Origin of the sequence: Vibrio sp. RM-41-2B, assembly GCF_024744415.1 — a bacterium.
Taxonomy (GTDB): Bacteria; Pseudomonadota; Gammaproteobacteria; order Enterobacterales; family Vibrionaceae; genus Vibrio; species Vibrio diabolicus.
This window is the reverse complement of sequence record NZ_JAMQWD010000006.1, coordinates 43,453-61,874: the sequence shown is the minus strand read 5'-3', so window position 1 is coordinate 61,874 and position 18,422 is coordinate 43,453. Positions and strand designations below refer to the sequence as shown.

Annotated in this window: 21 protein-coding genes; 6 read left to right on the top strand and 15 right to left on the bottom strand. The window is 45.5% G+C overall.

Annotated features, from left to right (window positions below; translation table 11 throughout):
• Nucleotides 1-11: 11 nt before the first annotated feature.
• The 4 genes from NB463_RS05375 to NB463_RS05360 are packed head-to-tail and all read right to left on the bottom strand — an operon-like array spanning nt 12 to nt 2,273.
• Nucleotides 12-1,082 (bottom strand): AI-2E family transporter, encoded by a 1,071-nt coding sequence (locus NB463_RS05375; RefSeq protein WP_139059543.1) that lies wholly within the window; start codon nt 1,080-1,082, stop codon nt 12-14.
• A 43-nt stretch (nt 1,083-1,125) separates the two neighbouring features.
• Nucleotides 1,126-1,521 carry a hypothetical protein gene (locus NB463_RS05370; protein WP_258430463.1) on the bottom strand — a complete coding sequence of 132 codons (396 nt, stop codon included), beginning with the start codon at nt 1,519-1,521 and terminating at the stop codon, nt 1,126-1,128.
• Nucleotides 1,466-1,978, bottom strand: coding sequence for a hypothetical protein (locus NB463_RS05365; RefSeq protein ID WP_124007321.1), 513 nt, complete (start codon nt 1,976-1,978; stop codon nt 1,466-1,468). The genes NB463_RS05370 and NB463_RS05365 overlap by 56 nt, the downstream gene beginning before the upstream one ends.
• A gap of 46 nt (nt 1,979-2,024) precedes the next feature.
• The gene (locus NB463_RS05360) at nt 2,025-2,273 is read right to left on the bottom strand and encodes a hypothetical protein (RefSeq protein ID WP_005394426.1); all 249 of its coding nucleotides are present in this window, start codon (nt 2,271-2,273) and stop codon (nt 2,025-2,027) included.
• Between the two features lie 363 nt (nt 2,274-2,636).
• Between NB463_RS05360 and NB463_RS05355 the strand changes: the two genes are divergently transcribed.
• Nucleotides 2,637-3,074 carry a DUF2383 domain-containing protein gene (locus NB463_RS05355; RefSeq protein WP_005394423.1) on the top strand — a complete coding sequence of 146 codons (438 nt, stop codon included), beginning with the start codon at nt 2,637-2,639 and terminating at the stop codon, nt 3,072-3,074.
• A 155-nt stretch (nt 3,075-3,229) separates the two neighbouring features.
• Nucleotides 3,230-3,628: a hypothetical protein gene (locus NB463_RS05350; RefSeq protein WP_005379193.1), complete on the top strand. Its 399-nt coding sequence runs from the start codon at nt 3,230-3,232 to the stop codon at nt 3,626-3,628.
• Nucleotides 3,629-3,832: 204 nt separating this feature from the next.
• Here NB463_RS05350 and NB463_RS05345 read toward each other — a convergent pair whose 3' ends face one another.
• The 5 genes from NB463_RS05345 to NB463_RS05325 all read right to left on the bottom strand — a co-directional run bounded on the left by NB463_RS05345 (nt 3,833) and on the right by NB463_RS05325 (nt 7,148).
• Nucleotides 3,833-5,491, bottom strand: coding sequence for a diacylglycerol kinase family protein (locus NB463_RS05345; RefSeq protein ID WP_258430465.1), 1,659 nt, complete (start codon nt 5,489-5,491; stop codon nt 3,833-3,835).
• 142 nt (nt 5,492-5,633) lie between these two features.
• Nucleotides 5,634-6,065 carry a hemerythrin domain-containing protein gene (locus tag NB463_RS05340; protein ID WP_005394414.1) on the bottom strand — a complete coding sequence of 144 codons (432 nt, stop codon included), beginning with the start codon at nt 6,063-6,065 and terminating at the stop codon, nt 5,634-5,636.
• A 103-nt stretch (nt 6,066-6,168) separates the two neighbouring features.
• Nucleotides 6,169-6,366, bottom strand: a complete 198-nt coding sequence (locus NB463_RS05335; protein ID WP_048624594.1) for a hypothetical protein — start codon at nt 6,364-6,366, stop codon at nt 6,169-6,171.
• Nucleotides 6,367-6,374: 8 nt separating this feature from the next.
• Entirely contained in the window at nt 6,375-6,551 is a 177-nt protein-coding gene (locus NB463_RS05330; RefSeq protein ID WP_012841233.1) for a DUF1328 family protein, read from the bottom strand.
• Nucleotides 6,552-6,596: 45 nt separating this feature from the next.
• A complete protein-coding gene (locus NB463_RS05325) occupies nt 6,597-7,148 on the bottom strand; it encodes a BON domain-containing protein (RefSeq protein ID WP_258430467.1) in 552 nt (183 codons plus the stop codon).
• A 435-nt stretch (nt 7,149-7,583) separates the two neighbouring features.
• On the opposite strand from NB463_RS05325, the gene NB463_RS05320 reads away from it, so the two are divergent.
• Nucleotides 7,584-8,927 carry a sigma-54 interaction domain-containing protein gene (locus NB463_RS05320; protein ID WP_104970018.1) on the top strand — a complete coding sequence of 448 codons (1,344 nt, stop codon included), beginning with the start codon at nt 7,584-7,586 and terminating at the stop codon, nt 8,925-8,927.
• A gap of 96 nt (nt 8,928-9,023) precedes the next feature.
• Here NB463_RS05320 and NB463_RS05315 read toward each other — a convergent pair whose 3' ends face one another.
• The 3 genes from NB463_RS05315 to ftnA all read right to left on the bottom strand — a co-directional run bounded on the left by NB463_RS05315 (nt 9,024) and on the right by ftnA (nt 11,340).
• Nucleotides 9,024-10,217, bottom strand: a complete 1,194-nt coding sequence (locus NB463_RS05315) for an NAD(P)/FAD-dependent oxidoreductase (protein ID WP_258430538.1) — start codon at nt 10,215-10,217, stop codon at nt 9,024-9,026.
• A 180-nt stretch (nt 10,218-10,397) separates the two neighbouring features.
• The gene (uspB, locus tag NB463_RS05310; RefSeq protein ID WP_005394407.1) at nt 10,398-10,721 is read right to left on the bottom strand and encodes a universal stress protein UspB; all 324 of its coding nucleotides are present in this window, start codon (nt 10,719-10,721) and stop codon (nt 10,398-10,400) included.
• Between the two features lie 91 nt (nt 10,722-10,812).
• Nucleotides 10,813-11,340: a non-heme ferritin gene (gene ftnA, locus NB463_RS05305; protein ID WP_005379167.1), complete on the bottom strand. Its 528-nt coding sequence runs from the start codon at nt 11,338-11,340 to the stop codon at nt 10,813-10,815.
• Nucleotides 11,341-11,622: 282 nt separating this feature from the next.
• On the opposite strand from ftnA, the gene uspA reads away from it, so the two are divergent.
• A complete protein-coding gene (gene uspA, locus NB463_RS05300; RefSeq protein WP_005379165.1) occupies nt 11,623-12,048 on the top strand; it encodes a universal stress protein UspA in 426 nt (141 codons plus the stop codon).
• Between the two features lie 64 nt (nt 12,049-12,112).
• Complete coding sequence (locus NB463_RS05295) at nt 12,113-12,991, top strand: carboxylate/amino acid/amine transporter (RefSeq protein WP_257082792.1); 879 nt, start codon at nt 12,113-12,115, stop codon at nt 12,989-12,991.
• Between the two features lie 72 nt (nt 12,992-13,063).
• Here the strand turns inward: NB463_RS05295 and NB463_RS05290 are convergent, their stop codons facing one another.
• The 3 genes from NB463_RS05290 to NB463_RS05280 form a co-directional block, all read right to left on the bottom strand.
• Nucleotides 13,064-13,636, bottom strand: coding sequence for a hypothetical protein (locus tag NB463_RS05290; RefSeq protein WP_257082791.1), 573 nt, complete (start codon nt 13,634-13,636; stop codon nt 13,064-13,066).
• A 186-nt stretch (nt 13,637-13,822) separates the two neighbouring features.
• The gene (locus NB463_RS05285; protein ID WP_170892877.1) at nt 13,823-14,602 is read right to left on the bottom strand and encodes a class I SAM-dependent methyltransferase; all 780 of its coding nucleotides are present in this window, start codon (nt 14,600-14,602) and stop codon (nt 13,823-13,825) included.
• 90 nt (nt 14,603-14,692) lie between these two features.
• Nucleotides 14,693-17,818 carry an EAL domain-containing protein gene (locus tag NB463_RS05280; RefSeq protein WP_005394394.1) on the bottom strand — a complete coding sequence of 1,042 codons (3,126 nt, stop codon included), beginning with the start codon at nt 17,816-17,818 and terminating at the stop codon, nt 14,693-14,695.
• Nucleotides 17,819-17,931: 113 nt separating this feature from the next.
• Between NB463_RS05280 and asnC the strand changes: the two genes are divergently transcribed.
• Nucleotides 17,932-18,396 (top strand): transcriptional regulator AsnC, encoded by a 465-nt coding sequence (gene asnC / locus NB463_RS05275; protein WP_005394393.1) that lies wholly within the window; start codon nt 17,932-17,934, stop codon nt 18,394-18,396.
• Nucleotides 18,397-18,422: the final 26 nt, after the last annotated feature.

Sequence of the window (18,422 nt, the reverse complement as noted above, 5' to 3'; positions counted from 1 at the left end):
TGTCGCCCAAGTCATTCTCGTGGAGCCACATCCTCGGGGATGGTTTGGCTTGGTTGACTTTGAGTTGATTGACACAGCTCTAGACGCTCAACCAAAATATTAATGCAGACCAATAGCGGTACACCAATTAATAGCCCCATACCGCCCCAAAGCCAACCCCAGAACACGAGCCAAACGAAGATCACTAACGGATTTAAGTTGAACCTTTTCCCTAATAACGTTGGCGTGACAAACTGACTTTCAATCAAGTTGATCAACAAATAGATAGACACCACAGTGAGCATAAAACTGGCCGACTCCAACTGCAGATAAGCCACAAAACCGAAACTCACCATGGAGATGACTGGGCCGAGGTACGGCGCAAAGTTCATCACGCCAGCAAACGCGCCCCACAAGAACGGGTCCTCAAGGCCTAAAACAAAAAACACCGCCCCAACACTCAACCCTAGCCCCGCATTCACTAAAGTGATGGTGCCAATGTATCGAGATAGGTCTTTCTGTAGTGCTTTGACCAGTTCAATCGCTTGGCGCTGCTTGGCAAACCCATGCAAGTACGACACTGACTTTCGAAATAAGCTGCGTCCATGATTGAGCATAAAATAAACCATAAACAGCACGATCATCGCTTGTGTCAAAATGGTCGGCGTCGTGGTCGCGAGTGTCTTCACCAAAGAAAATACGGTGTTATTCCCGACTTCATCCATACCCATATCGCTGGCAATATTCAGCGGCGTATTAAGGTGATCCGCCGAGGCTTGAGTCACTTCACTCACTTCTTGCGACACATTTTTCACGATACTGGGTAGTTCAGACCACCACTGCTTAGCTGGCTCCGACATGGCAGCAAGGCCAATAATTGAAGCACCAACCAAGAATGACAGAGTCACCACGACGGTAATCGCGCGCGGTAAACCTTTGTCTTCAAGATAATTAATGAAAGGACTGCATAACAGAGAAATAAAGGTACTAAGCACAATAGGTAACAAGATTGGCTTAGCAAAATACAGCCCAGGAACGAGCAATAAGACAAGAAGGGTTGCACCAATCGCGGTGTTGGCAGGAATATTCAATTTCGCTGTCATAAAAAGGCTCAAGGTCGGTAAGAATGATTATCGGCGAAAGCCATTATTGGGGATGCTCGACTTCTGTTTCTGTCGCGGTCTCTTCTGTCGAAGCAGTAGTGCTTGCTTGTGGTTCAGCATTTTGATCTTGTTCTACGCCCGACTGGTTAGAAGACGCTGCCATAACTGGCTTGGCAAGCGAATCCGTCAGTTCGGAGACACTACTCGCCAATAGCCCCATGGAAGAGATAGAGGAAGTCAGTCGAGACAATCGACCCGCTTTGGCAGCGGTAACAGCAACGACAGCACTAATACCTAGCGTCGTCCAAGGGTTTTCTTTCACAAACTTCTTAGTGATAAACGTGAACATTTCCATCGACAAGCAGCATTGCTCTAAAGATGCCTTACCTTCCATCCGCTTGATTCGCATGGCTCGATTGAGCTTTTGTAGCGAGCGCATCCCACCCCTCCTGCAACTGTTCTGTCGTATTTTTGAATCCAAGGAAACCAACTAAACGCTTCTGCCACCAAGCTAAAGACAATAATGCCAAACCTAAGGACGCAATAAATACGCCCACGGCAACATACACGTTAGCGGTCAGCTGATAAGCCACCACACCAGAAGCAAGGCACAAACTGAACACGAACAATACCGACAATAAGGTAAAAACAATGGTGCACAGCAAAATCTGTCGCGCTGCGGACGCATTAATTTTCACCTCCAAGAGGAACAAATCCAACGTTGAACCCGACCACGCTTTCAGCGATTGAGTCAATTGGTCCAGTTGTGAAAGAATACTGCTCAAACCATTGATGGTTTGTTGGATATCCTGCTCTTCTGCCCCACTTGGGGCTCGACCGCTGTCTGCTGCGGCCGAGCCCGGTTGCTGGTTGGTGACTTGTCCGGAATTATTCATTGGAACCCTCGCCTTCTGTTATGTGGCTTAATCCGTTGGACCGTGATTATTTGATCAGCTTCGAAACCGCCCAACCCGCAAGGAAGGCACAACCAATGCTCAGCAATGGACGCTCCTTGATAACGTTCTCTGCCGACTTGGTCGCCTGCTGAACGTGTTCCGCGCCCACATCAAATTTCTCTTTAGCTTGGTCTTTCATTGCGCCGACGGCTTCCGTCGTGGCTTGCTCCGCCAAGTGATATGCTTCTTCTAACTGCTCTTGAGGTTTTACTGTGCTTTCTTTTGTTGTAGCCATAACTAGCCTCCGTTGATGAGTTGAGTAGTAAATCAAGTGAAACAACTTTTGAACTCACTTACTCACTACAAAGCCATATCCGTGCCAAAATTATAAGTACATGTTTTTATTTAATTTTTGTTTTGTTTCACGACAAATCCTTATCTGTACGTGTAATTCTTTCCAGACTTCCCCAACATTCTTGTAATTTTTTCTTAGCGCCTCGTCTGCAACTCTCCAATTCTTGCGCAATAAAATCATAACCAATTGATTAATAGAAAAATAACATTCATTGGCATACAACCTGCAACTAAAGATGAAACATCGGTGTTTGTTCCCCATACGTACAAACACTCCCATCACCAACCAAATCAGGAGTGAGATATGAAAAATGAAAATATCGCCTCAATCATTGAGCTTATCGAGAGCGGAAATGACATTTACAACAAGGCCATTGAGAACATTGACAACACTTCTTTGAATAATGTGTTGGTAGAACTGCTTAGAGTACGTGAGCGAGCGGTGCTTGAGCTTACTCCCTACACATTGGCAAATAACCAGGAAGACTCTGCCGACGACACTCCGGTTTCCTACACCATTAAAGCGCGTGAGGTATACAGCGATGTGATGAAGGAGGTGTCTTCTGACAAAGAGTCCATGTATTTGGAACAGCTCGAAGGTGTTGAAAGCAAGGTGCTCAAAGAGATCGAAAACCTAATTACTAGCCACCCAGAGCAAGCGGATAATTCGGTTCTACTGAAAGTTCGCAGTGATATCAAAAGCTGTAAAGAAAAGCTCAGCAGCATCAGCCTTATCAGCTGATCCTTAGTGGTCGCCTTTGCAATCAAGCGCTGGCAGAGAAAATGGCCAACTCGTTTTGGCCATTTCTGATAAGACCACTGGCACCTCAATACAACCAAAACTAGAAAACACTAAACCGAGTAATCAACACGGTAGTCATAAATAAAGAGGTCAGTATGACATTGGATAATAATCGAGTAAGGGAGCTACTCGTAAAAATGACACACCATCGCCAAACGTGTTTGCCTCTCGTTAATCCGCAATCGCATATGACACTCGCAAGAGCGGCGTATCGATTCGTTAAAATAGAAAAAGTGATGATCAAAAAGATGGCGAAGTTGTTCTTCGACCAAGATGGTGAACAATTCATTGCGGAAAATGCCACCGAATACGGCGTTGCCGAACTAGGTAATTACAAAGAAATGCATTTCATGAACAAGTTGTTGTTAGATGATTTAAAAGCGCTACTCAGAGCCATTGACGACACCAACTTAACGGCGCTTGTTTCTTACTGGTTAGCTGCTTTACAAGTCGAAAACGATGAAATTGAAAAGCACTTACCCCAGGGTGAGTAGTCATACTCACCCCCTTCTTCCTTTCACTTCGAGAACGATAAATAGACGCTCTCTCAGATACAAAAAATGCCGATATAACAAAGCCGCTGCACCTACGCAGCGACCTTATTGGTTCCCTCAAAACTACGACTAAACCGGTAAACAAAGGTACGCTATAAAGCACTAGGCAAATGGCGCATTATCCACTGCTTATCTGTTTTAAAGCTAAGCCGATTTACTTCTCCCGCTTGGGACAAATACATTCAACGATTTTGGACGAAGCTTAATCGCTAATTGCTCATCAGAATAAAGCTCACCATCAATCACATACTCAATCGGTTTGTTCGCAGAAATAGTGACATTCTGAGCCGTCGCGTATTGAAAATGAGTCGATTCCTCCTGCGCACCTACGCTGGTTAATGTCAGATCAGACAATGCGATGAGGCGTCCACCTAAAGATTCGGTGTTATCTAAATAAGTGATATGCAGCTTGCCATCGTCAGGCTGCGGAGCACCACCACCTTGCGCGAGCAACGTACTAAAAGGAGCGATGTTCGCAACTACAAAACTATGGACTTCAAGCGTTTGTGTATTATTGTCGTGATTTTCATCTTCAAATGGCGCATCCATCGCAACAGTCAACGTCTGCGTCTCTTCCGCCACCACCGCGTTAAAAAAGCCCGTTAAGTAGGCCAATTGTCCAAAGGTGTTTTTCTCTTCTCGCTGCGCATGTTCGATCATTTTCTGCTCTAGGCCAATACCTAGGACTAACAATATAAGCCTCTGATTACACTCCGCCGTATCAATACGTTGGCAGTGACCTGCTAGCAATGCTTCACACGCTTTTTCGACTGGTGAGAATTTTGCGCCAACGCCATAGAGGACATGACATAACGCATTGGCGGTTCCGAGCGGAACAATACCGAGTTTGATGTCGGTACCTACCAGCTGGCTCGCCACTTCCGTCACTGTGCCATCGCCACCCGCTACGATGATTTGCTTAGCCCCACTTTCTTTTGCCTGTTGTGTTAGCTGCTCGGCGCTGAGGTTTGCGGTGGTTTGATGAATACTCAAGCGATATTTTTTGGTTAGTTCACGAATCAAGTGCTGTTCGTTTTCCTCCCATTTGCCGCCACCTGCAACAGGGTTAACCACCATCCAAGTGGATTGATCCAGACCCAGTACGCCTTTTTCACTGATCGCTCGTAACGTTCTAATCTGTAATTTATTCAATCTCGCGGTACTGCGCACGTCATTGATTTTTTTCATCACAGATTCAACCGTCAGCGACGGATCTTTGCTCAGTAGATACGCCGCAACAACAAACACCGAACGACCGCGCCCTAACGCACAATGCACAACCACAGCTCGCGAGCACGAGATTTGCGTATCAATCCAGTTAATCGCATGACGCAAGCGTTCCAACGTTGGGGCTTTGTGGTCAAGTACCGGAATCGAAAGGTAATGAAACTGCTTGTCGGTCATCGCACTTTCAAGCCCAGCAAATTCTGCGGTGACATCGACAATACAAGAGATGTCATTGGATTCGAGAAAATCTAAGTCACTCTGAAATAGCCGACGGGAGAGGTATAAATTATCGCTGACTTTTTGGATCGGAGGCACGGTATCGCGCCGTCTTTCCCAGGCATTATACGCTCTAGCGCCCAGCAAAAAGGGGATGAATGCCCAGCGGATCCACCTGACAATCTTGCCGTCTTGGTTTTTTCTAAAAATGGAGGGAATGTCGAAAACGTAGGCTACGCTGACTAATGCTAAAGAAAGAGATACCCACAAGAACAACAGGCTAACCATGATTTGGGGAATATAAATAGCGGCCAATAAACTGATCAGAGCGCCAAGAATATAATATTTGATGATAAACATTCGCTCTCCTTGCCTTCAGCGAGTGCGCTTTTTTAGTGAAAGTGAGAATAAGCTGGTTTTAGTTTAGGCTAATGAGCTTGGTAAACGCTTTGATTGGGCCCCTTCCCGTGCCGAAATGGCACGAAAAGGACCAATACTCCACCTAGCTAGCCATTTCTTCGACGTAGCTATCCGCTAGTTTCATTTTCTGCTGATCGGTCATCACCTTACCGGCCAATTGGAAAAAACGCTGCTCTTCTTCTTCGAGGTGGTGCAATACTTTGTGACGCAAAGTTTTCATGAGGTTGAGCCATGCTGGCGAGCTCATGTCGGTTGCATCAAGCTGTGCAATCACTTTATCAATCTCGTGGTGCTCTGCGATGCCATGACGAGTAAGATCGATGGTTTTATCGCTCTCGATTAAAGGCGCGTAGAAAAAACGCTCTTCTGCGGCGGCGTGCTGTTCGAGTTCATCCTTAAGATTGTGATAAAACTCTTCGCGTGCAGGGGAATCTCCAGACGTTTCCATCAGAGCATCGAGTAAAAGGCGTTGCTTTTCATGACTCTCTTTTAGTACATCAAATATGTTTTTCATCTTTGACTCCTCATCTGATTGTAAACACTTGGGATAAAAGGAAGGGCGGTGATTGACCGCCCTTCTCTTACATTGCTGTGAACAAAAAGCTGACCTGACTCGACTAACAATCTTGGTCTTCTGCGTTCAAGTTCTCTTTAATATTTTCACACTCATCTTCAATCGCATTTTGAGTTTCTTCGGCGGCTTCATCTATCTTCTTGCCTGCCTGTTCCATTGGCCCTTCTTCACTACAAGCAGCCAGTGCGAACACCAAACCAAATACTGCGGCGATACGGTAAATTAATGACGTAAGTCGCATGAAATCTCCTATCTATTTACGTTTTTTCTTCCTAGCAGAACAATCACTATTGATACAATTAATGACAATAGGAATAGGTAAAATATCACTTGCGCGATAGAGGCCGCCGCCCCTGCAATACCAGTAAAACCTAGTAGTGCAGAAACCAGTGCCAAAGCCAGAAAAATAAACATCCAACGAACCATAGTGTTACCTCCTAATAAAATTGGGTTAAGTCACTCGGCTCGTTATTATTGAACCACTTCTAGCTTATCAATCACCTTATTTACATCATTGGTATTATTTGCAATTGAAAGTGCAAGATCATGCTCCGCATCTGAATTAACCTTACCTGCCAACGTTACCGTTTTACGTTCCGTCGTTACATCAATGTCCGTACCACTTACATTGGTATCCATCAGTAGGCGAGTTTTAACTATAGTCGTGATTTTAGAGTCGGTCAGTGTGGCTAATGCCTCTGAATCGGTTTCTTTCTTACCTTCATTCACCGCTGACAATTCGTTGTTTACTTTTTTCACACCATCAAGACCTGTTACAAGCTCTTCGGCAAGCGATTTTTCAAGGTCATTGTTTACCGAACCAGAAAGGGTAACTACCTGATTTTCAACATCGGTGTTGATATCAAAAGAGTTAAGGTTGCTGTTTAGCAGCAGCGTAGTTTCGGCTTTACCATCCAGCCAAGCGTCCATGGATTCTTTTTCCCATTTATCACTCGCTAAGACTGCTGTAGATGAAGTAGCAAGAACTGACGTAAGTACAATTTTAGCTGCGATGTTATTCATGGTAATTCTCCTTTATTGACGTTGTATTTCCATAGGAGCAAACCATGTGCCAAGATTGTAACTTATTATTTTTAAAGGAATAATAAAAACAAGAGGTAAAAATAAGACGAGCAAGAAAATATAAGTATGAATTATTTACACAGAAGAAATGTAATTTTTAATCGTTAATAATTTCGCAATCAATTACATAATACGCCAATAAAAGATGAGGCATTATTTTTTCAACTTCACTTAATCGCAGAATTATTATTTAAAGCGTGAGACACCCGAATAAAGAAGCAATATTTATCAGAATTATTACTGATATATACCAAGATAGGTTCAACAACATTAAAATAGCCTACAGACCCTTAAATCTCTGCTGACAATATTTTGTCTTGTGCACTTAGAATAATCCACGTACATTGTTTCTGTCATAGTAAAGAGGACATTTCTATGTCGTTGCCAAGCCTGTTTCTACGAATACAAGACCCGACACTTAAAGATGCTATCGCCTCTTGCCAGGAACTGAACAAATTTCGTCTGCATAATACCGATGCCGCAGATGGTTGGATTGAAGATTTCCTACAACTCAAACCGGAAGTTGCGATTGTTGAAGTCGCCCACTTTACTAGCGCAGATTACCAGCGCCTTTCTAATATCGAAGACATCTACGATATGGACTTGATCATCATTAGCTCTGGTGCTCCAAACGAAAATTTGGATAAGCTAATGAACTTAGGTGCAATTTTTCACTACAGAAAACCCGTCGATATTGCCATTTTGACGGACACCCTAAGCGAAGTCAGCCAGTACTATCAGCAAAAACAAGATCAAGGACGTAAAGTGTCCACTAGCGATCTCGACCAATTTGGCCTTTTGGTGGGGTCCTCATCGCCAATGCATCAGCTCTATCGCATGATCCGACGCGTCGCAAAAACAGAAGCCAACGTCCTCATTGTCGGTGAAAGCGGTTCGGGTAAAGAGTTAGTGGCACAGACCATTCATTTAGCCAGTGATCGCAAGCAACAACCCTTTATCGCGATTAACTGTGGTGCGATTAGCCCAGAATTGGTCGATAGTGAACTGTTTGGCCATGAAAAAGGCGCCTTTACCGGAGCGAATAAAACTCACCAAGGTGTATTTAAACAGGCAGAAGGCGGCACGCTGTTTTTAGATGAAATCACCGAGATGCCTATCGAGCATCAAGTGAAGCTATTGCGTGTTTTGGAAACCGGAGAGTATCGCCCAGTGGGCAGTAATACGGTGCATATCGCCAACACTCGCATCATTGCCGCCACCAACCGTGATCCTAAAGTCGCCATTGAAGAGCAGTTCCTGCGTGAAGATCTGTTTTTCCGCTTATCGCACTTTCCATTAACGATACCGCCGCTGCGAGAGCGAGGCGGTGACATCGTCGGTCTGGCTAAGCACTTTATCGCGCACCGCAACGCAAATGAGGCTAAAACCAAAACCATTCTTGATTCTGCCATCCAAAAAATCGCTGCACACGATTGGCCAGGTAATGTCCGTGAGCTCAAACACACGATCGAGCGCGCGTTTATTTTGGCTGATGACACTATCCGAGATGAACACCTGATCTTCGATACGCCACCATTGGAAACAGGCACCAGCATCGAAGACCTTGTTCCAGCGGGCGTTTCGCTAGAAGAGCTAGAAAAAGCCGCCATTCTCAATACGCTTGAAGAGAATCAAGGCAATAAAACGGAATCTGCGCAAGAGTTAGGCATTAGCGTTAAAACGCTCTACAACAAACTCGAAAAGTATCAAGACGAGTAACTCGCTGTGGGAATACAATGAGAATATAAAAAGAGCACGGAATACGATTCAGTGCTCTTTTTTATCTTATCTTTTATGCGGATGTGTAGCGTTTGATTACACCCACTGACCCGCGACAAAGCCGCTCGACCAGCACCACTGAAAATTGTAGCCCCCTAACCAGCCAGTCACATCCATCACTTCGCCAATGAAGTACAGCCCTTTGATGTTTTTGCATTCCATGGTTTTAGAAGATAAGTGATCGGTATCCACACCGCCTAGTGTCACTTCCGCGGTTCGGTAGCCTTCAGTGCCATTCGGGGCGATATCCCAATGCTCTAAGCGCGCCACAATCGCCGCAAGCTCCTTTTGATTGAACTGCTTTAGCGGTTTATCGACCAGCTCTTTACGTTCAATCAAGACTTCAACCAAGCGCTTTGGTAGCACTTTAGCGAGCGTATTTTTGAGCGACTGATTCGGATGCTTTTCACGGCTGCGTTCTAATAACTCGGCAACATCATCGTTTGGCACCAGATTAATCGACACCTTTTGCCCCGCTCGCCAGAATGATGAAATCTGTAAAACGGCTGGGCCAGATAAACCACGATGTGTGAACAACAGGGCTTCTTTGAACATGGTGCCATCTTCAGCTGTAATTTCCGCAGGTACCGCGATACCAGATAATTCAGCAAAGTCTTCTTTGTCTTCTTTATGCAACGTAAATGGCACCAGCCCTGCCGTAGTTGGGATAACTCGAAGACCAAATTGTTCCGCGACTTTATAGCCAAATGGTGTCGCCCCCAGTTTTGGCATCGACAAGCCACCTGTTGCGATAACTAAAGACTCACACTCGACAATCTCAGTGCCAGCATGCAAACGAAAGCCTTCATCGATTTTCTCAATTGAGTGAACATCGCATTGGTAACGCTGCTCGATATTCGGCATATCACATTCAGCCAGCAGCATCTTCACGATGTCTTTCGCCGTAAACGCATCGACACAAAACAGCTGACCGTGATCGCGCTCTTCAAATTCAATACCATGCTTACACACCATCGAGATAAAATCCCAGTTGGTGTATTGAGAAAGCGCCGACTTAACGAAATGCGGGTTTTGGCATAGGTAGTTGCTGGCTGAGACGTCGTAATTAGTGAAGTTACAACGGCCACCGCCTGAGATAAGGATTTTACGTCCTGGCTTTTTAGCATGATCGAGCACCAAAACACGGCGGCCTCGCTTGCCGGCTTCTGCAGCACACATCAAACCCGCTGCACCTGCGCCAATTACAACAACATCAAATTTCTTACTCATCGGTAGCTCTTAGACTGATTGGGATCGAATCGAAATAAAAAAGGATGTGCACATTGCACATCCTTGCTTTCTAGGCGCGACATTCTACCGACAAATCTCGAAGGGGAAAAGCGCTTAAACGGTAAGCGCTATGCATACCCGTACAATCCTAGGAGATTAACTCGCTAGATTATTGATTCTTTAAAGAATGAAGGCCGCGAGTAGGGTAACACCGAGCAAAGCGGTCGATAAAACAAATAGCTCACGCACCCTTTCGCACTTACCAGTAAAAATCTCATCGTGGTGATGGTGATATTCTTTACTTTTGATGTAGTGGAACAAACGCACCTGTTTGGTGACATTTCCATGGGTGGTAAAAAAGCCATTGCCATCAACTTGCTGATATAACAACGGATGCGCTTCACGCATGATGTAAATTAGAGAACGAAGAGCGGTGAGATACCGGATCATGTTGACTCCAGTTACCACCATTAGCGCAAATAAGATTGTGTCTCCACTGATCATCTTTTCCTCCCTACATCTTCAACAATGCTCAAGAGAAAAAGACGACCAACACTTCGTCTTTACCCGCTACTTACAACGTCCCAAAACGCGTTTACGCAGCTGGAGCATCCATGATTGAAGATGAACCTTCTTTCGCCATTTGTGCTAGATCTTTGTCAATGAAGAACAACGCTTTACCGTCTTCACCTACCAGTTCGATCTTATCTAAAATCCCTTTAAACAACTTCTCTTCTTCGTGCTGTTCTGACACGTACCACTGTAGGAAGTTAAACGTTGAGTAGTCTTGGCTAGTAAATGCAACGTGCGCCAGTTTGTTGATTTTTTCCGTGATCATTTGCTCATGTTCAAATGTCTCGCGGAAAACGTCACCTAGGCTCGCAAAGTCATGCTTTGGCGCATCAATAGCGCCTAAGATTGGCATTGAGCCAGTTTCACTCACGTAAGTGAATAGGCGTTGCATGTGCTCCATTTCTTCTACGGCGTGAGCGCGTAAAAATTCAGCCGCACCTTCAAAACCTTTGTCTTCACACCAAGCACTCATTTGTAAGTATAGATTGGATGAGAAAAATTCTAGGTTAATTTGCTCATTCAATTGTTCGACCATAGTTTGAGACAGCATGTTAACTCCTATTATTGTGCATGCAATATACCCAAGTAACCTCGAAATAAGTGACGCTGCGAGAATAGCTTGGTCTGGCAGACACGGCGAAGTTTCACTTCAACTCTAGTCAGTAACACTACGCTTATTTCAGCATATCAAAGTCACTTGGGTATAACGCCACTATAACATGATTACTGAGACAAGACTTTGTACCTACGACACTGATATGAGATCACTTCAGCAAATTTTTTTGGGGGTTAGTGCTAATCTAAAACTATGACCTTACAAGGAGATAGCAATATGAGTTACAAACACATACTTGTGGCAGTCGACCTGTCAGACGACAGTAAAGTGTTGATTAAAAAAGCCGTATCACTGGCTAAACCTCTGGATGCGAAAGTCTCTTTTATTCACATCGACGTGAACTACGCAGAGCTCTACACCGGGCTTATCGACATCAATATGGCAGAAGCGCAACATCAAGCAATGGAAGCGTCGCGCACACAATTGGCGAATTTCGCAGAATATGCGCAATACCCAATAGCCCATACGTTGGTCGGTAGTGGCGATTTGAGTAATGAGCTGTGCGATACCATTCAAGATTACAGTATCGACTTGGTGGTTTGTGGTCATCACCAAGATTTCTGGAGCAAGATTCTGTCTTCGACTCGACAACTGATTAACTGCTCTCCAGTCGATATGCTGGTCGTACCGCTAAAAGACTGATTGGCGCGACGTTAAAACTTGGTTAGACTGCGGGCACATTTGTTGTTGATAAAGATTCTCATCCATGGCTTATCTATCCGCAGTTACCCTACTTTGGGCATTCTCATTTAGCCTGATCGGCGTTTACCTCGCTGGTCAGGTTGATTCTTGGTTCTCGGTGTTCATGCGCGTGGCACTGGCGAGTCTGGTTTTCATTCCCTTTTTAAAATTCCGCGGCGTTAGCAAATCCTTAATCGCGAAACTGATGACGGTCGGTGGCTTTCAGCTCGGTCTGATGTACTGCTTCTACTACCAATCTTTTTTGCTCCTTTCCGTGCCAGAAGTATTGCTGTTCACCGTATTCACACCCATTTACGTCACGCTGATCTATGACTTCTTGAAAGGTCGCTTTTCACCTTGGTATTTGGTTACCGCGGTGATTGCTGTATTTGGCGCTGCCTGGATTAAGTTTGCAGGCATTAATGAAGACTTCCTGCTGGGCTTTTTGGTCGTACAAGGAGCAAACCTCTGTTTTGCCATTGGTCAAGTGGGCTACAAATACATCATGGAAAGTGAACCGGTTGATTTGCCACAACACACCGTGTTTGGTTACTTCTACTTAGGTGCGCTTTGTGTAGCAACCGTGGCTTTCGCTCTGGTGGGCAACCTCGACAAACTACCCACCACCGCAACGCAATGGGGCATTCTGACGTACCTTGGTTTAATTGCTTCCGGTTTTGGTTACTTCGCGTGGAACAAAGGCGCAACCATGGTGAACGCAGGAGCACTTGCAGTAATGAACAACGCATTAGTTCCGGCGGGTTTGATTGTGAACATTGTGATTTGGAACCGCGATGTTGATGTCATGCGACTCGCCATTGGCGGTGCGATCATCATGCTATCGCTATGGATTAACGAAACCTGGGTGAAAAAGCGCGTCGAAATGAGCTACGCCAAGAAGTAAAGCGACCGCTCCCAACACACATACCTACAATAAAAAACGCTCTCCAACTGGAGAGCGTTTTTTTGGATTAGATTAATGCACTTTGACTTGCGAGCTTGCGCTCATCAACGCCTTGGGCGACGTTGGCAACAACACCTCTAGCTTGGCATTGCACGCTTCAAGCTTGCGCTGACGCTTAAGTAACTTTTGTTGCTTTTTCGCTACTTTTAACAACTTCTTCTGCTGCTTATAATGCTTTTTCAGCGCTTTTTTCGCTTTCTTAAGCGATTTTTTATCCGCTAAATCAAACCATACTGGTACGTCGGTTCTTACTGGCTCCAGGGATTTTTCGGCTTGCTTTTTCTCTTTCACGCGCTCAACAACACGCTTCACAATCGCTGCTTTTTCGTTGCTTTGTTTTGTTGTCACAGGAATCGGTTGTACTGGCAACGCTTCAGCCAATAAGCCACATGATTGTTGCTCGTTCAATGGCTTGTCTTGGCACTTTTTCGGCGGAATAGCGGCTGGCTTACACAAGGTATCTTTGGCCGCTGAAGAGCGTGCGCAAGAGCGACAAACAAACTTTGGTGCGACAACTAAACGATGGATGTCGCCAAGCTCCGCCGCGATCTGTTTACGACTCATTTTACATAAGCGTTTAGCCATTCTACTACTCCAGCTTCCCAATTATCGACCGCACCACAACAAGTGAAATAATAATAATTCTTAGTTAGATATACAGTCAGGGAGGAGAATTAGCAAGAGAAAACTATCAGTAACGGTTCAGAAAGAGAGGCTTGATCACAGCACGATACACCGTACTGTGACAAGAAAAGTTGAGCGGTCAGGAAGTTATGCCATTGAGGCTTTAACATAGACATCAAAGCGATTTTTTTTGGTTTCAATCGCCATAGTCGGCTTTTGCTCGTTCAGCCAGTTTGCATAGTCTGGGCGCTTCACCACCACGCGTTTTGTGGCTAACGCCATGGCAGGTTCTAGCAAACCATCGGCGTCCAAATCGGCGCCAACCAACGATTGGAAAACGCGCATCTCTTTTTTTACGAGCGCCGATTTCTTCTTGTTTTCTGGGTGCGGATACATAGGGTCGAGATACACCACATCTGGCTGAACAAAGTCTTCATCTTGTGCCAGCTGTTCCAATGCATCATGACTGGAGGCATGAATCAGCGACATACGCTCTGATACCCAAGTTCCAATTTCAGGGTCTTGTTTCGCACGCGCTAAGCCGTCATCCAGCAACGCTGCGACTACCGGGTGTCGCTCCACCATCTGTACCTTACAGCCGAGCGAAGCCAAAACGAATGCATCACGTCCCAGCCCCGCCGTGCCGTCTAGAACGGTTGGCGTTGCCCCTTTGTTCAAACCTGCGGCTTTTGCGATGGCTTGGCCCTTACCACCACCAAATTTTCGGCGATGCCCAACTGCGCCACCAATTAAATCGACAAAAATAGCGCCCAACTTTGGCTCATCCACTTTACGCAGCTCTAAACGCTCGGTGGTCAACACCAAAGCAAAATCGCTCTCGTCAGTGTGAGAAAGCTGCCAGCGCGCAGCCAGTTCATCCAGATGAGGTTGTTGAGACGGGTCTTCACAGATCAATTGCAGTTGCAAAAGGAGGCTCCAATAAAAAATCGCGGTAACTGGCGCTGAGTGTATACCTAAGTTACCTCTCAATGCTAGGTTGAGCTTGATATGACAAGACTACTCAGCCGTCAGTCGCTCAACTAACTCAGAAAGCGGTTGAGGATGCCCAATACCGTAGCCTTGGCCGTAGTCCACACCGAGGTCTATCAAATGCTGCATGACTTGTTCGTTTTCGACAAACTCCGCCACCGTCACTTTGCCTAGCTGTTTTGCCAGATCATTGATCGAGCGAACCATCACACGGTCCATTTCATTTACGTTGATATCTCGCACGAAAAGACCATCAATTTTCACGATATCAACGGGAAGTTTCTTTAAGTAACCAAATGAAGACAAGCCCGAGCCGAAATCATCCAATGCAATCATGCAACCCAACGCTTTGAGCTTGGTGAAGAGCTCAATGGCTTGCTCAAGATTACTCATCGCTGCTGTCTCGGTGATTTCTAGACAGATTTTTTCACACGGCATAGACGAACGTTCCAATCGCTCCAATAAGAAATCGATAAACTCTTGATTCCCCATAGATTGACCTGAAAGGTTTATCGAACAACGGCCGAGTTTTTCAACCACCTCTGGGCGTTGCTCAAACCATTCTAGCGTTTGAGTAATGACCTGTTTATCAATCCAATGCGCAATGTTGTAGCGCTCGGAAGCCGGAATAAACAGTGCAGGAGAAACATAATCACCATATCCATTGCGAATGCGCACTAAAATCTCAAAATACATCTGAGCATCGTGCTGTTGTAAGCTTTTGATCGGTTGAGCAAACAACTCTAAACGCTGATTCGACAATGCCTCATGCACCAAATTGACGCTCTGCATTTCCATCTGGCGACGTTGTAGCTCTTCGTTATCTAAGCTGAACAGATTGTAGCGGTTACGGCCTTGCTCCTTGGCGGCATGACACGCAGAGTCTGCTTGAGCGTGCACCATTTGCGGCGTCTCTGCCGTATGATCGATGATACGAATACCGATAGAACAACTGATGAACAAGCGTGTATCTTCCCAAATAAAGAGATGTTCACTCAACGTCGAGATGATCAGTTTAGCGATATTAATCGCGCCGTATTCGTCGCAATCTTTGAGTAGTACCGCAAACTCATCGCCTCCCATTCGAGCCAAGATGGAATTGTATGGCAACACTTCCTCTAACATGCTGGCGCAAAATTGAATCGCCGCGTCACCCGCATCATGCCCAACCGTATCATTGAGGACTTTTAGCTGATCTAAGTCGAGGTACAGCATGGCATGGACGCGACGATGGCTGTCCACCTCACGCAGTGCGGTCTTGAGCTCTAGTTCAAAGTGGTTTCGGTTATAAGTCCCTGTCAGTAAGTCATAGCGCGCTTGATATTCCAACTTCTCGGAAAGCTGTTTGGTTTCTGTAATATCTTCACCCACAATCAATAGCTGATCAGATTCACTCAGTGGACGAATGTTCTCACGTACCCAAACACGATGACCATTTGCATGGCGATACTCGACTTCACGTCGCCAGACCCCATGCACCTGTTGATTGGGTTGCAATAGCACTTGGCGAGGAAACAGTACCTTGTCATCAAAATAAAACTCCCTTAGGCGGTGTCCGAGCATGTCCATCGGTTTGTAGCCGAGGAGTAGCTGAGCAAATCGATTCACTTCTTGAATGCGGTTATTGCTGTCGAGTGTCACCATCATGACAGGCTGTTGTTCATAATAGTTACGCAGGGTTGATTCGCGTTGATAGAGCTTATCTTCCATCAACTTACGACTAGTGATATCGCGCGCTTCAAACAAGTATTGCTTTTGATTTCCTACTTGCTGAGAAAAAGGCTTGAGTGAAATTTCCAACACCAATGTACCGTGCTCTTTACTCCAAATTTCAGCCTCAAACGTCGACACTTGATGGTGAGGCGCGTGGAAATACGCCTCAAGCAACGCTTGTGCTTTCTCACTCCAATTGGGATGAAACCAAAGTGGTCGGTCTAAACGCAGCCCTTGGTGATACAGCAAAGATTGCAGGTGATCATTGCCCGATTTAAGTACACCGTTGGCATCCAAAATGCCCATATACTGCATGCTCTGATCAAAAATCGATTCTAAGATGGCTTGGCTTTCTCGCGCGGCACTCTCGCTGCGACGCATCCGCTGTAAATAGTAACCCATCAACAAAATGACCACCGACATCACTACAAACAGGCTACCAAACAAGCGAATTTCTTTGGCAAAACGCTCAGAAAACTTCATCGGTTTATTAAAAAATACCGCAGAGACCTCTTGCTCAGCACCCAGCCCCCAGCGCACTACAGCTTGATAATCGAGCTTGATTTCAGAATCACTTTTCTTCACGGCTGGCAGAGCTTGGTCAGGGTTATCCAACACAAACTCAAGTATCTCAGCGCTCTCTATGCCATGCCGATAACCACTTTGGATCACGCCACCAACCGCACCGTGCCCTAAGCCAATGTCGTGCACCATAAACAGCGGCGCATTTGAGGCTCTGTTAACGCCAATCCAGTCACGTTCACTGCCAACCACACCTTGTTTATCTCGGTAATAGGTCCAAAACAGGACGACTTTATCTTTATTCAGCTTCGCTACTTGTTGCTTTAAGTCAATGATACTATCGGGAATAACTTGCACGATTTTGTCGCGATATTGCGGATGTTCATGTACAAAATCGTCGATTTGATAGCGTAATACCTCTCCCGTTACGGAATGGTCACTGACAATAAGAATTTGGGTGTAATCAGGGTGTAGGCGCTCTATGAGGGCTAAATTTGCCTCCAAATCGACATCTTCTGTTACTCCTGTTGCATTCAGAGATTGGTGCAAAGAAGGATGATAATTGTTGATGCCGTTAAATATAACCGGGGTGTCTTTGATGATTGGCGCCAAACGCTGCATCAGTTCAAGCGCGTTGTTATCACTCACTAAAATGGCATCGAATCGTTCTTTGCTTAATTTCGTACGATATAAGGATTCAAGCTGAGCGAAAAACTGCTCACTCTGGTTACGTTTCGAGTCTAAATAGAGCACGCGCATATCCAGCGATCGATCACCCAATTGCTGCTCGATACCTCGCTGTATGGAATCCGTCCAGAAAAAACCTTGATGATAGGAGTGCACGACCAAAACTTTCGGATCTGAGGCCGCGGCAAACGCGCTCCAACATAGCGCGACAATAACCAGAAAACGCTGCACATTATCTCCATAGCTCGGAGTTAACCCGCAGTTACTCCTGCCAAACCTTGTGAATCCTATCCGCTATGAGTATAAAAGGGAGGTAAAACTCTATCCCTAACGGAAATAATAGTATGAATGCGAGCCTGCCGAAACTCGACGACCTTGACCGCGCAATATTAAAAACACTGATGGCTGACGCCAGAACGCCCTACGCAGAAATGGCAAAGCAGTTCGATGTCAGCCCTGCCACTATCCATGTGCGTATTGAGAAGATGAAATCGGCTGACATCATCGAAGGAACGGAGGTGATCGTAAATACCAAAAAGCTCGGCTACGATGTGTGCTGCTTCATTGGTATTAACCTAAACGCAGCTCGTGATTACCATTCCGCGCTAGAAAAACTCAACGCGCTCGACGAAGTCGTTGAAGCTTACTACACCACGGGCGCGTATAACATATTCGTCAAATTGATGTGCAAATCGATTGAAGAACTGCAATTTGTGTTGATCGACAAGCTGCAAGCCATTGATGAGGTTCAGTCTACGGAGACATTGATATCGCTGCAGAACCCAATTAACCGCAGTGTGAATCCGTGAATTTTTTATAAAAAATGGACAAAAAA

Excerpts from the sequence above, each read along its gene's own strand:
- NB463_RS05375 (WP_139059543.1), bottom strand. The coding sequence starts at position 1,082 with ATGACAGCGAAATTGAATATTCCTGCCAACACCGCGATTGGTGCAACC.
- NB463_RS05370 (WP_258430463.1), bottom strand. The coding sequence starts at position 1,521 with ATGCGCTCGCTACAAAAGCTCAATCGAGCCATGCGAATCAAGCGGATG.
- NB463_RS05365 (WP_124007321.1), bottom strand. The coding sequence starts at position 1,978 with ATGAATAATTCCGGACAAGTCACCAACCAGCAACCGGGCTCGGCCGCA.
- NB463_RS05360 (WP_005394426.1), bottom strand. The coding sequence starts at position 2,273 with ATGGCTACAACAAAAGAAAGCACAGTAAAACCTCAAGAGCAGTTAGAA.
- NB463_RS05355 (WP_005394423.1), top strand. The coding sequence starts at position 2,637 with ATGAAAAATGAAAATATCGCCTCAATCATTGAGCTTATCGAGAGCGGA.
- NB463_RS05350 (WP_005379193.1), top strand. The coding sequence starts at position 3,230 with ATGACATTGGATAATAATCGAGTAAGGGAGCTACTCGTAAAAATGACA.
- NB463_RS05345 (WP_258430465.1), bottom strand. The coding sequence starts at position 5,491 with ATGTTTATCATCAAATATTATATTCTTGGCGCTCTGATCAGTTTATTG.
- NB463_RS05340 (WP_005394414.1), bottom strand. The coding sequence starts at position 6,065 with ATGAAAAACATATTTGATGTACTAAAAGAGAGTCATGAAAAGCAACGC.
- NB463_RS05335 (WP_048624594.1), bottom strand. The coding sequence starts at position 6,366 with ATGCGACTTACGTCATTAATTTACCGTATCGCCGCAGTATTTGGTTTG.
- NB463_RS05330 (WP_012841233.1), bottom strand. The coding sequence starts at position 6,551 with ATGGTTCGTTGGATGTTTATTTTTCTGGCTTTGGCACTGGTTTCTGCA.
- NB463_RS05325 (WP_258430467.1), bottom strand. The coding sequence starts at position 7,148 with ATGAATAACATCGCAGCTAAAATTGTACTTACGTCAGTTCTTGCTACT.
- NB463_RS05320 (WP_104970018.1), top strand. The coding sequence starts at position 7,584 with ATGTCGTTGCCAAGCCTGTTTCTACGAATACAAGACCCGACACTTAAA.
- NB463_RS05315 (WP_258430538.1), bottom strand. The coding sequence starts at position 10,217 with ATGAGTAAGAAATTTGATGTTGTTGTAATTGGCGCAGGTGCAGCGGGT.
- uspB (WP_005394407.1), bottom strand. The coding sequence starts at position 10,721 with ATGATCAGTGGAGACACAATCTTATTTGCGCTAATGGTGGTAACTGGA.
- ftnA (WP_005379167.1), bottom strand. The coding sequence starts at position 11,340 with ATGCTGTCTCAAACTATGGTCGAACAATTGAATGAGCAAATTAACCTA.
- uspA (WP_005379165.1), top strand. The coding sequence starts at position 11,623 with ATGAGTTACAAACACATACTTGTGGCAGTCGACCTGTCAGACGACAGT.
- NB463_RS05295 (WP_257082792.1), top strand. The coding sequence starts at position 12,113 with ATGGCTTATCTATCCGCAGTTACCCTACTTTGGGCATTCTCATTTAGC.
- NB463_RS05290 (WP_257082791.1), bottom strand. The coding sequence starts at position 13,636 with ATGGCTAAACGCTTATGTAAAATGAGTCGTAAACAGATCGCGGCGGAG.
- asnC (WP_005394393.1), top strand. The coding sequence starts at position 17,932 with ATGAATGCGAGCCTGCCGAAACTCGACGACCTTGACCGCGCAATATTA.